The organism is Paucidesulfovibrio gracilis DSM 16080 (genome assembly GCF_900167125.1).
Classification (GTDB): domain Bacteria; phylum Desulfobacterota; class Desulfovibrionia; order Desulfovibrionales; family Desulfovibrionaceae; genus Paucidesulfovibrio; species Paucidesulfovibrio gracilis.
The window spans coordinates 32517-44710 of sequence record NZ_FUYC01000011.1 but is presented as its reverse complement, the minus strand read 5'-3'; the positions used below and the strand labels follow the sequence as shown (position 1 = coordinate 44710).

Annotated in this window: 13 protein-coding genes; all 13 read right to left on the bottom strand. The window is 60.7% G+C overall.

Annotation, left to right across the window (positions count from 1 at the left end; genetic code table 11):
- Positions 1 to 29: 29 nt before the first annotated feature.
- Entirely contained in the window at positions 30 to 1415 is a 1386-nt protein-coding gene (gene glmU, locus B5D49_RS10805; protein WP_078717716.1) for a bifunctional UDP-N-acetylglucosamine diphosphorylase/glucosamine-1-phosphate N-acetyltransferase GlmU, read from the bottom strand.
- A gap of 156 nt (positions 1416 to 1571) precedes the next feature.
- Positions 1572 to 1994 (bottom strand): F0F1 ATP synthase subunit epsilon, encoded by a 423-nt coding sequence (locus tag B5D49_RS10800; RefSeq protein ID WP_078717715.1) that lies wholly within the window; start codon positions 1992 to 1994, stop codon positions 1572 to 1574.
- 11 nt (positions 1995 to 2005) lie between these two features.
- Entirely contained in the window at positions 2006 to 3406 is a 1401-nt protein-coding gene (gene atpD, locus B5D49_RS10795; protein ID WP_078717714.1) for a F0F1 ATP synthase subunit beta, read from the bottom strand.
- 14 nt (positions 3407 to 3420) lie between these two features.
- The gene (locus B5D49_RS10790) at positions 3421 to 4302 is read right to left on the bottom strand and encodes a F0F1 ATP synthase subunit gamma (RefSeq protein ID WP_078717713.1); all 882 of its coding nucleotides are present in this window, start codon (positions 4300 to 4302) and stop codon (positions 3421 to 3423) included.
- A 15-nt stretch (positions 4303 to 4317) separates the two neighbouring features.
- Positions 4318 to 5826, bottom strand: coding sequence for a F0F1 ATP synthase subunit alpha (atpA, locus tag B5D49_RS10785; protein WP_078717712.1), 1509 nt, complete (start codon positions 5824 to 5826; stop codon positions 4318 to 4320).
- A gap of 4 nt (positions 5827 to 5830) precedes the next feature.
- Positions 5831 to 6382, bottom strand: a complete 552-nt coding sequence (locus tag B5D49_RS10780) for a F0F1 ATP synthase subunit delta (RefSeq protein WP_078717711.1) — start codon at positions 6380 to 6382, stop codon at positions 5831 to 5833.
- Positions 6379 to 6987: a F0F1 ATP synthase subunit B family protein gene (locus B5D49_RS10775; protein WP_407670530.1), complete on the bottom strand. Its 609-nt coding sequence runs from the start codon at positions 6985 to 6987 to the stop codon at positions 6379 to 6381. Before B5D49_RS10775 ends, B5D49_RS10780 begins: the two co-directional genes overlap by 4 nt.
- A gap of 30 nt (positions 6988 to 7017) precedes the next feature.
- Complete coding sequence (locus B5D49_RS10770; protein ID WP_078717710.1) at positions 7018 to 7440, bottom strand: ATP synthase F0 subunit B; 423 nt, start codon at positions 7438 to 7440, stop codon at positions 7018 to 7020.
- A gap of 161 nt (positions 7441 to 7601) precedes the next feature.
- Positions 7602 to 7958, bottom strand: a complete 357-nt coding sequence (locus tag B5D49_RS10765; RefSeq protein WP_078717709.1) for a bactofilin family protein — start codon at positions 7956 to 7958, stop codon at positions 7602 to 7604.
- 30 nt (positions 7959 to 7988) lie between these two features.
- Complete coding sequence (gene rodA, locus B5D49_RS10760) at positions 7989 to 9095, bottom strand: rod shape-determining protein RodA (RefSeq protein ID WP_078717708.1); 1107 nt, start codon at positions 9093 to 9095, stop codon at positions 7989 to 7991.
- Between the two features lie 6 nt (positions 9096 to 9101).
- A complete protein-coding gene (gene mrdA / locus B5D49_RS10755) occupies positions 9102 to 10904 on the bottom strand; it encodes a penicillin-binding protein 2 (RefSeq protein WP_078717707.1) in 1803 nt (600 codons plus the stop codon).
- Positions 10888 to 11358: a hypothetical protein gene (locus B5D49_RS10750; RefSeq protein ID WP_078717706.1), complete on the bottom strand. Its 471-nt coding sequence runs from the start codon at positions 11356 to 11358 to the stop codon at positions 10888 to 10890. The genes mrdA and B5D49_RS10750 overlap by 17 nt, the downstream gene beginning before the upstream one ends.
- Before the next feature lies 1 nt (position 11359).
- Entirely contained in the window at positions 11360 to 12193 is an 834-nt protein-coding gene (gene mreC / locus B5D49_RS10745; protein ID WP_078717705.1) for a rod shape-determining protein MreC, read from the bottom strand.
- Between the last annotated feature and the right edge of the window lies 1 nt (position 12194).

Here is a 12194-nt window from a genome sequence, read left to right as displayed (position 1 = left end):
TTCCGTACTATCCCGTTCTTTGTCGAAAATCAAGAGCGCGTATGGCGACGCGCGATATTGGTCTGTTTGCCTCGAGCCACGCCCAGATTGCCGTCCGGGATATTCTTCGTAATGACCGAACCTGCGGCCACCAGCGACCCTTCTCCAACGGTGACCGGAGCCACCAGAGCGGTGTTGGAGCCGATGAAGGCATTGTCTTTGATCACGGTTCGGTGTTTGTTTGTTCCGTCGTAGTTGCAGGTGATGGTACCCGCCCCCACGTTCACCCCGGAGCCGATGTCCGCATCGCCCACGTAGGTGAGGTGGTTGACCTTGGCACCGGAGCCGATGGTGGCTTTTTTCACCTCGCAGAAATTGCCCACTTTGGCGCCCGGCAGCAACTCTGCCTGGGGCCGGAGCCGGGCGTACGGGCCAACGATGCAATCCCGGCCGACACGGGCCTGCTCCAAGTGGGAAAAGGCGCGTATCAGGGCACCAGCTTCCACATGGCTGTCTTCCAGCCGGGTATTGGACTGCACTGTGGCGCCCTGGGCCACATGGGTGGACCCGTACAATTCCAGAGGACCGTGCAGCTCCGCACCGGGGTCCAGGGTCACCCGCGGGCCGATGACCGCGCTTTCCGGAGCGTGGATGATCACGCCGTTGTCCAGCCAGTCCGAAACAATGCGTTTGCGCAGGGAAAATTCCGCCTGGACCAGCTCCTTGGGCGAGTTGACGCCCATGAGGTTGGGATCGCTCCCGCAGTTGTAGCCGATGACCACGCGTCCTCGCTTGACGCCAAGGCCCACCAGATCGGTGATGTAGTATTCGCCGCTTTTATTTTCCTTGGTCAGCTCGCCGAGCAGGTCTTTGATCGCGGCCAGTCGCAACAGGTACAGGCCTGCATTGACCTCGCCGGTCATGGGACCGTGCTCCGCGATGTCGTAATCCTTGGCTTCCACAATGGCCCGCACCTGGCCTTCCTTGGTGCGGATCACGCGGCCGAAGGAGCCGGGATTTTTCAGGGTGATGGTCATGAAGGCCACGTCCGCCTGCATGTCACGGGTGGTGGCTTCCAAAAAACCTTCCAGGGGAGCGCTGCCCATGAGCGGGGTGTCGCCGTTGGCCACGAATACGTTTTCGCAGCCCATGCGTTCCAGTTCTTCAAAGGATTCCATCAGGGCATGGCCGGTACCGAGCTGATCGGCCTGGACAATGAACCCGTCGGCAAAGGCGGGGAACCGCTGGGCCACTTCGTCGCGGCCGTGGCCAACAACGGTACGCACATGGTCACCGAAAAGAGGTGTCAGTGCCTGATATACGTAGTGGAGCATGGGTTCGCCGAGGATTTCCTGGAGAACCTTGGGGCGCGGGGAATGCATGCGGGTGCCTTTTCCCGCGGCAAGAACCAGGGCCGCTGTATGGGTATCGTACACGGTTTGCGCTCCTTTGTATGTCTATCTTCCTGAAAGGGAGTAGCTTTTCCGGCCCTGCATGGCAAGTCCCCAACCGATTTGATTCATTACCGCACAAATAAACGGGCGGACCGGTTTCCCGATCCGCCCGTTGCTGACGTGATATCGTGGTTGTGCCTAGCAGGTGCCTGCCTGAGAGCCGCTTTCACGGCAGCTCATGCGGGCGATGGCCCGGCGCAGGGCCGCTTGGTTGCGTGCCCAGTCCACGTTTTCTTTGACTTTGGCCGTACGCTGTTCAGCGCGTTCACGGGCCTTGCGAGCGCGATCGATGTCGATCTCGGACGCCTTTTCCGCGACTTCGGCCAGTACTGTCATCTTATTTCCACTCACTTCGGCGAACCCGCCGGCGACAAAGACGTAATAGGACTTGCCGCCGTTTTTAAAATGCAGGTTGCCGATGCCCAGAGCGGAGAGGAAGGGAATATGGTTCGGCAGTACGCCGAACTCGCCGAGGGCACCGGGAGCGCCCACGTATTCCACGTCCTCTGACAGCACTTTCCTGTCGGGCGTGACGATTTCGAGAAGCAGGGTATTCGCCATGACCACCTCTTCTATGCGTTCTTGGCTTTTTCGACCGCCTCGTCAATGCCGCCGCACATATAGAAGGCCTGCTCGGGCAAGTCATCGAACTTGCCTTCGAGGATGTCGCGGAAGGCGCGAATGGTGTCTTCCAGCTTCACGTATTTGCCGGGAACGCCGGTGAAGGCTTCGGCAACGTGGAAGGGCTGGGACAGGAAGCGCTGGATGCGACGGGCGCGGCCCACGACGAGTTTGTCTTCGTCGGACAGCTCGTCCATACCCAGAATCGCGATGATGTCCTGGAGTTCCTTGTACTTCTGGAGCACCTGCTGCACTTCACGGGCGGTGAAGTAGTGCTCTTCACCCAGAACCAGCGGATCCAGGATGCGGGACGTGGAGTCCAGCGGGTCCACCGCGGGGTAGATGCCCAGCTCGGCGATCTGACGGGACAGAACCAGCGTACCGTCAAGGTGCGAGAAGGTCGTGGCCGGCGCGGGGTCGGTCAAGTCATCCGCGGGGACGTACACGGCCTGCACCGAGGTGATGGAACCCTTGGTGGTGGAGGTGATGCGTTCCTGCAGGGCGCCGAGGTCGGTACCCAGAGTGGGCTGGTAACCCACCGCGGAAGGCATGCGGCCCAGAAGTGCGGACACCTCGGAACCGGCCTGGGTGAAGCGGAAGATGTTGTCGATGAAGAGCAACACGTCCTGGCCTTCTTCGTCACGGAAGTATTCCGCGCAGGTCAGGCCGGTGAGGGCGACACGGGCACGGGCTCCCGGAGGCTCGTTCATCTGGCCGTACACCAACGCGGCTTTCTCCAGAATGCCGGCGTCCTTGAACTCGTGGTAGAGGTCGTTGCCCTCACGGGTACGCTCACCAACACCGGCGAACACGGACAGGCCGCCGTGCTGCTTGGCGATGTTGTTGATCATTTCCATCAGGATAACGGTCTTGCCCACACCGGCGCCGCCGAACAGACCCATTTTGCCGCCCTTGGGGAAGGGAATCAGCAGGTCCACGACCTTGATGCCGGTTTCCAGCAGTTCCACCTTGGTGGACTGCTCAGTGAAGTTCGGGGCAGCGCGGTGAATGGGGAGGCTCTTTTTCGCCTCGACCGGGCCCAGTTCGTCCACGGGACGGCCGACCACGTTGATGATGCGGCCGAGCGCCTCTTTGCCGACAGGCACGGTGATGGCCTCGCCGGTGTCGGACACTTCCATGCCGCGGACCAGACCTTCGGTGGCATCCATGGCGATGGTGCGCACCACGTTGTCGCCCAGGTGCTGGGCCACTTCGCAGATCAGCTCGGGCGCGTCCGTGTTGTTCGGGTTTTTGATTTCCAGCGCGTTCATGATGCTGGGCAGGTTGCCTTCAGGAAACTCCACGTCGACAACCGCGCCGATAACCTGCACGATTTTTCCAACGTTGCTCATTGCTCTTCCCCTTTTTATCCATTCAGCGCTTCAGCGCCGCCGACGATGTCCATCAGTTCCTTGGTAATGACCGCCTGACGCGTCTTGTTGTAAAGCAGAGTCAGGGAATCGGTCATGTCATCACAAGCCCTGGTCGCGTTGTCCATGGCCGCCATGCGTGCGGCATGTTCGGACGCGGAGGTATCGAGAAGGCCGCGGTAGACCTGAACCTTGACGAACCGCGGAAGCAGTTCGGCCAGCAGGCCTTCCACGGAAGGCTCGTAGATGAATTCCTGGGAGGCGGCGGAGCCGCTTTCCTCGGCTTCGGCCTCCTCGGGAGCGAGAGGCAGCACGGGCAGAACAACGGGCTCCTGCCGGGCCATGCTGATGAACTCGCCGTATACGAGGGTGGCTTCGTCCAGTTCGCCCTGGATGTAGGCGTCAATGAGCATGTTGCCCACTTCCATGCCCAGGGTGAAGTCAAAGGTTCCCATGGCGTCGCGGTAGCTCTTCACGATTTCGTGTTCGAGTTTTTTCGCGGCCTCGGCACCCTTTTTCCCGACGCAGTAGAATTTGACCGTTTTTCCTTCGGCCGCCTTCTCGGTGGCCAGTTTGATGGCCGCCTTGATCAGGTTGGTGTTGAAGCTGCCGCAAAGTCCGCGGTCCGAGGTCACCAATACGATTCCGGAGGTTTTGATCTCGTCGCGCACCTCAAGGAGGGGATGCACGGAGGGATCGGCCCCACCGGCCAATTCGCGCAGCATCTCATAGAACTTGGAGGCGTAGGGGCGGAACCGTTCGATCCGCTCCTGGGCCTTACGCAGCTTGGCCGAGGCCACCATGTTCATGGCCTTGGTGATCTGCTTCGTCTTTTTGATGCTTGCGATCTTGTTTTGAACATCCCTAAGTGATGCCATAGTCACCCCCCAGGGTTAAGCGCGGAAGCCTTTCTTAAACTCTTCGATGGCGTCCCCGATTTTTTTGGACAGCTCGTCGTCCAAAGCCTGCTTTTCCTTGATCTCGGCCAGGATGTCGGCCTTGGAGTTGCGCAGGAAGTCGAGCAACTCGGCCTCGAATTTACGGATGGCCTCGACGGGAACGTCGTCCATGTAGCCCTTGGCACCGGCGAAGATGGACGCGACCTGCTCCTGGGCTTCCAGGGGCTGGTACTGCGGCTGCTTGAGCAGTTCCACCATGCGGGCGCCGCGGTTCAGCTTGGCCTGGGTGGCTTTGTCCAGGTCGGAGCCGAACTGCGCGAACGCGGCCAACTCACGGTACTGGGCAAGGTCCAGACGCAAGGTACCGGCGACCTGCTTCATGGCTTTGATCTGGGCGGCACCACCCACGCGGGAGACGGACAGGCCGACGTTGATGGCGGGACGCACACCAGCGTTGAACAGGTTCGGCTCCAGGTAGATCTGACCGTCGGTGATGGAGATCACGTTGGTCGGAATGTAGGCGGACACGTCACCGGCCTGGGTCTCAATGACGGGCAGGGCGGTCAGGGAACCGGCACCGTACTTGTCGTCCATTTTGGCGGCACGTTCCAGCAGGCGGGAGTGGAGGTAGAACACGTCGCCGGGGAAGGCCTCACGTCCCGGAGGACGACGAAGCAGCAGGGACATCTGGCGATAGGCCACAGCCTGCTTGGAAAGGTCATCGTAGATGATCAGGGCGTGCTTGCCGTTGTCGCGGTAGTACTCGGCCATGGCGCAACCGGAGTACGCGGCGATGAATTGCAGCGGCGCAGGCTCGGAGGCGGTGGCGGAGATGATGGTGGTGTATTCCATGGCGCCGTACTTGCGCAGGGTGTCGGCCACCAGGGCAACGGAAGCTTTCTTCTGGCCGACGGCCACGTAGAAGCAATGCACGTCCGTGTTCTTCTGGGCGAGGATGGCGTCAACGCCGATGGCGGTCTTACCGACCTGGCGGTCACCAATGATCAGCTCGCGCTGTCCGCGTCCCACCGGGGTCATGGCGTCAACGGCCTTCAGACCGGTGTAGCAAGGCTCATGCACCGACTTACGGGGGATGATGCCGGGAGCCTTGAGTTCCACCGGGCGGGTTTCCGTGGCGTCCAAGGGTCCGAGACCGTCAATGGGCTGACCCAGCGGATCGAGCACGCGGCCCATGACCGCATCGCCAACGGGCACGGAGAAGATCTGGCCGGTCCGCTTGACCGTGTCGCCTTCCTTGATGTGCGTGTCTTCGCCGAGCAGCGCGACACCCACGTTGTCCTCTTCCAGGTTGAGCACCATACCCTTGACGCCGCCGGGGAATTCCAGCAGCTCCATGGCCATGGCGTTCTCGACGCCGTGCACGCGGGCGATACCGTCACCCACGTACAGCACGGTGCCGGTTTCGCTCATCTCGACCCGAGACTCATAATTTTGAATCTGATCTTCAATGATCTTGCTGATTTCTTCTGCTTTGATCTGCATGGCCCTACTCACCCCTTTTGATCTGTTCTTTCAAAATGTCGAGCTGAGCGCGGAGGCTCGCGTCCAGCACTTTGTCGCCAACTTTGAGCACGACGCCACCGAGAATTTGCTGATCGGCGGCGAAATCCAGATCGAGTTTCTTTCCGGTCTGCTTTTCCAGTTTTTCGGTCAGCTCCTTGCGGCGCACGTCCGAAAGCTCGAAGGCAGTGACCAGGGAGCCGGAAACGACGCCTTGGGCCTGATCGAGCATTTTCTGGTAATCGGCGGCAATGAAAGGCAGCACGTCCACCCGGTCCTTATCGGCCAGGAGTTCGCAGAAGTTCTGCATCATCGGACCGACAGACACCTTTTCCGCGATCTTTTTCAGCACTTGCTTTTTTTCTTCGGCGCTGAAGGCGGGGTTCTTGAAGAACGCGAACGCCTGGGGCGAAGCGTCGAGAACACCGGCGAGCGCGGCCAACTCCTTGCCGAACGCGTCCAGCTCTTTTTCACCGGCTTTGCTGCCCACGGCAAAGAGAGCTTTGGCGTATCTGCGAGCTACAACGTTCCCGGTCAATTGAGCACCACCTTTGTTAAGTATTCGTCCACAAGCCGTTCATGGTCGTTTTCGGAAAGCTTTTCCTTGACCATTTTTGCAGCCGCGTCCGCCACGAGGTCGGCCATTTCAGCGCGCATGGTGTCCATGGCGGCCTTGGCTTCGTTCTCGGCCGTGCGTTTGGCTTGTTCTTTCATGGCCTCGGCGTCGCGTTCGGCCTTCTCAATGATGGCGACCTTCATGGCCTCACCCTGCTTCTGGGCGTCATCAAGAATTTTTTGCTTTTCCTGGTTCAGGTTGGCAATGCCGCGTTCAACGTTCCGAAGCTGTTCCTCGGCCTGGGCTTTGCGGGTCTCGAGGTCGTCGAGTTCCGCACGGATGTCCTTCCGCCGTCCGCCGAAGAGCGCCTTCAGCTTGTCACCGGCCGCCCACCAGATGATTCCCAAAAAGATCACCAGGTTGACGACACGAAGGGCGAAGTTGCCCCAGGGGACACCGTGAGCTTCCGCATGACCTCCCTCGTGCGCGGCCTCGGCCGCTTCAGCGCCGTGGCCCGTGGCAAAGGCGATGCCTGCCAGACCCAGCACCATCGCGGCGACCAGCGCCCAGAGTGCGAACCGTCTCAATTTCAAAACGAACCCCTCCTTACCGATCAGTTATGCTTGGCCAAGAATCTTGTTCGTGGCCTTCTGCGCGTAGCCGTCCACATCCTTTTTCAACGCATCCATGGCGCTCTTGACCTCGGACTCGATCTGAGCCTCGGCCTCGCGCAGCGTAGTGGCGGCCTGCTGGCCGGCGGCGGACATGAGTTCCTGCTCTTTGGAAGTGCCTTCCTCCTTGAGCCGGGTACGAACCTCGACGCCTTCCTTTCGGGCGGCATCCAGGGCGGCCTCGTAGTCCTTGAGCTTGGTGTCGGCATCGGACGTGAACTGCTCGATACCTCCCATCTGCTCGGCCATCAGTTCCTTGCGTTTTTGGATGATACCGCGGATGGGCTTGATCAGCGCCCAGTTCAGCAGCACCACGAGCAACAGGAAGTTGATGAATTGGATGTAGATTGAATTATCCGGTATAACCATACGCTCTCCCCCGACTGAGGTTGTGAAATTTGGGTCAAAGTGCTTGCGCTTTATCTCACTTTACCAGTCCTGTCAAAGGCTTTTTGTGTTAAGCCTTTGGTGTCGAACGGCTCAAATAGCCGAAAATAATTGATTTAATTATTGGGAGGGAACAGGGAGGGTCAGCTCTCCGAGCCGGAGGGCAGGGCGTCCTGCGAGCCCATGGTCAGCTTGCCTTCCAGCACAGCGCCTTCGTCCATGATCAGCACCGGCGTGCGGATATCTCCTTTCATATCGGCACTTTTCTTCAAGGCGACCTTCTGGCGCGCCTCCACTTCCCCTGTGAGCCGCCCGGAAAGCACCAGCTGGCCGACCCGGATGGTGCCTTCCACCACCGCGTCCTTGCCGATGACCAGGGTGCCGTCGGAGTCCACCTCGCCGGTGAAGCTGCCGTCGATGCGTACAGAGCCTTGAAAGTTCAGTTTTCCGTGATAGTTGGTACCCGCACCAAGAAAGGCGTTGATTTCGTCCTTTGCCATTGCTTTTCCTCCTCTCGTCCACCGGTCGCGTCAGACCTGTTTGAACAAAAACTTGCGCATGGAAACATTGAGCACAAGCCCCACCAGACTGAAGTTCACCAGGGTAGCGCTGCCGCCATAACTCAAGAATGGCAGGGGGATGCCCACCACCGGCAGGACGCCAAGAACCATACCCATATTTATAAGGATTTGCCAGAAAAAATAGAAGAACACTCCTGCCGCAAGATAACTGCCGAAAAGATCTTTGGCCTCACGGGCCACTTGTGCAATTTGGTACAAGAAGGCGCAGAACAGGGTCAGCAGGGCCATGCTGCCAACGAACCCCCATTCTTCCGCAAACACGGCCAGAGCGAAGTCCGTGTGTTTTTCGGGCAGGAATCGGTAATGGCTCTGGGTGCCGCCCAAAAAGCCCTTGCCCCATATTTCGCCCGAGCCTACGGCGATTTCCGACTGGAGCTTGTGGTAGCCCGCGCCCTTGGGATCGCTCTCCGGGTTCAGAAAGGAAATGATGCGCCGTTTTTGATAGTCATGCAGGGCAAACCAGCCCAGGGGGAGCAGCGCAGGCACGGCGACCACGGCCGTGCGCAATACCCGGGAGGTAAGGCCGCGGTAGAGAATCATGCCGCCGAGAATGAGCAGCACGGAAAGGCCCGAACCCAGGTCCGGCTGCATGGCCACGAGCAGGGCCGGCAGCGAACAGATGCCCAGCACCAGAAACAGCGGCAGAAAATCCAATTTGCCCGTATCCCGGGAGAGCAGACGCGCCCCCAGGACCAACACGCTGATCTTGGCCAGTTCGCTGGGTTGGAAGTGCATGAACCCCAGGTCCAGCCAGCGGCGCGCCCCATAGATGGTCTTGCCCACGAAGAACACCGACACCAGCAGGATCACCGTGACCCAAAATAGAGGCCAGGCCGCGGTTTTGAGATGCCGGTAGTCCACGAGCATGAACACGGCCATGCAGGGCAGACCCATGAGTCCCCAGATGAGTTGTTTTTGAAAATAGGGATCTACGTTCAGCCCCTCTTCCATGCGGAATCCGCTGGCCGAGTACAGGTTCAGCACGCCGAGGAAGAAGAGTACGGCCGTGATGCCCACAAGGGGCCAATTGATGGAGAGCAGCATCTTGCGTTCCATGGCACCCTACCGATGTCCGCGCTTGGCGCGGGGAAACAGGTAATCCAGACAGGCCTTGACCACCGGACCGGCACCCGAGGATCCGTGCAGGCCATGCTCCACCATGACCACCACGGCGTAGCGCCGCCCGTCCCGTTCGCCGAATCCGGCCATCCAGGCGTGGTCGCGCAGCCGGTAGGGGATTTCATGATCCTTCATGGCCTTGAGTTCGTCCGTGAGCCGGGTGACCTGCGCCGTGCCGGTTTTGGCTCCCACGGTCACGCCGGGCGTGCGGGCGCGCCAGCAGGTGCCGGAGGGGTCCACCACGGTATGCACCATGGCGCTTTTGATCAGCATGCGTTGATATTCGTCCAGGGGGACATCGCTTTGCACCTCGGGTGGTGCGTCGGCCAGCAGTTGCGGTTTGAGCAGCTTGCCGCCGTTGATCAGGGCGGAAATGTAGCGCGCCACCTGAAGCGGGGTGACCAGCGTATAGCCCTGGCCGATGGAAAAGTTTAAATCCTCGCCTTTTTGCCAGCGTTCGCCAAAGGTTTTTTCCTTCCATTCCCGGGTGGGGATGTTGCCGCCCTTTTCATGGGGCAGGTCAATGCCCGTGGGCTTGCCAAACCCCGCGGCAAACGAGAATTTGCTGATGCGGTCCACGCCCAGCTTCATGCCCAGGCGGTAAAAATAGACGTCGCAGGACTCCACCAGGGCGCGGCGCAGGTTCACGTTGCCGTGTCCGCCGCGTCGCCAGCAGCGAAAGGTGTGGCTGCCGAGTTTCAGATACCCGGGACAAAAGACCGTTTCCGAGGGATTGAGCATGTTTTCGTGCAGGCCGCATCCGGCCATGACCAGCTTGAACACCGAACCCGGCGGGTAGGCGGACTGTGTGACCCGGTTGAGCAGGGGGTGCATGGGGTCATCGGAAAGGGCGCGCCATTCCTTGGTACTGATGCCGCCGGTAAAATGGTTCGCGTCAAAAGTGGGCGCACTGACCAGGGCCATGATCTGGCCGGTGTCGGAATCCATGACCACCACCACGCCTTCCTTGCCTTGCATGGCGTCGTGCACGAGCTGCTGCAGACCCAGGTCGATGGACAGGGTCACATCCTGCCCGGCCTCGGGGGGCTGGGTGTTCACCTCGGCCATGCGGCGGCCGGTCACGTCCACTTCGAATTCGCGTACGCCCTTGACCCCGCGCAACTGCGGTTCCAAGACCTGTTCCAGCCCGAGCTTGCCCACGTGGTCGCCCAGGGAAAGCCCGGGATCGGCTTCCAATTCGTTTTCATTGGCCTCGGCCACGTAGCCGAGCACATGGCAAAACAGTTCCCCAAAGGCATAGTTGCGGCGGGAGCGGACCAGGATTTCCAGCCCGGGCCAGCGGAGTTTGTTGGCCTCCACAGCGGCCACTTGTTCAAAGCTCAAATCCTGGCTGATGATCAGCGGCTCGAATGGTTTGACCTTGCCCCGGCCGCGGAGGTAGACGCGCTCCACCTTTTTCCGGTCCAGGTCCAGCCAGCGGCTGACCATGTCCAGAGTGGCTTCCACGTCCTGGCATTCCTCGCGCACGATGCCCAGGGCATAGGCGGGTTCGTTGGTGGCCAGCAGCTCCCCGTCTCGCGCCCGGATGAGTCCGCGCGGAGCGTAGACGTGTTCCTGGCGGAGCTGGTTGGCCCGCGCCTTGCGGGCAAACTCCCGGCCCTCATGCACCTGAAGGTACCAGAACCGGAGCGTGAACAGGCCGAACAGCAGCAGGACAAGCAGTTGCAGCAGCAATTGCCCGTGACGGGGTGGTTCCTTGTCCTGGGGGCTAAGCAGTCCGCTCATCTTCCTTCAATCGCTCCGGGAAAATTTTATGGATGATGTACCAAAGAGGCGGGAACAAGGCGGCCTGGGCCACGGATTCCCAGAGGGCGTGTTCCCAGGTGAAGCCCATTCCTTCCAACTGGGTCAGGGAATAGGTCAGGCTGAAGTGCAGCAGGCCGAGAAACACGGCCAACACCCCGACCAGTGCGCCGCTGCGTGGATCGAAGAAACGGCGGCCCAGCTCAAAAACAAGCAGGATCAGGCCGTACCAGGCCAGCCCGTATCCGAACCCGAGGCCACCCATGCCGTCCTGGAGCAGCACGGCAAAGCCCACCAGCCAGGCCGAGCTTCGCCACCAGTTTTCTTCCTGCAGGCTGACCACCACGCCCGGAACAATGAAATCCAGGCCAGGGAAAAAATATTGCAGCCAGACCGCCACCAGGCAGTAGAGCAGCCACCAGATCAGGCCGAGCATCTCAATGCCCTCCGGTGGCCTTGACCGCCGGACGCATGAGCAACGCCTCTTCCAGTTCGCGCACATCCACCAGCGGACGGGCCGAGACATCCAGGAACAGGGAAAGTTCGGAGCGGTCCACGCGGGTGATCACGGCCACGGGCAGGCCTTTGGGGAAGATGCCGTCCATGCCCGAGGTGACCAGCAGTTCGCCGGGCTGCAGTTCCGCGTTGATGTTCATATACCGGATGGCCAGCTCCTTGCCCGGGCCGCGGCCGAAGGCCACGCCCTTGGTGCGGTGTTCCTGGCCCACCACGGCCACGGCGCTGTTCACGTCCGTGAGCAGAAGCACCTGCGAAATGGAAACGCCGCTTTCCATGACGCGGCCCACCACGCCCCGGGTGGTGACCAGGGGCATGTCGTCGGCAACGCCGCTGAACATGCCTTTGTCCACCAGGATGCTTTCCAGGGCGGCGGCCGGTCCCATTCGTTGCGCCACAACGCGCACGCCTTCCGTGGTCCAGCCTTTGGGGGGGTGGAAGCGCAGCAGCCGTTCCAACCGTCGTGTTGCCGCGGCCTGTTCGCGCAGGGCGACGTTTTCCAGGGCGATGCGGTCCAGCTCTTGGCGCAGGCGTTCGTTTTCCCTCTCCACGCCCACAAGAAAGGCATACTGATGCCAGGCGTCGGAGGTTTTGTCCGCGATCCAGCGGCCCGGCTGCAAGGCCCAGCCCGTTACCTCCAGTCCGGTCACTGACGTGAGTGCGTCAAGATGCCCGGTCCGCAGGTTCCAGGTGTAGAGGGCCAGGTAGAGAAACAACCCGGCCAGGGCGATGACGGCGAGCCGGCGCGGCCTCACG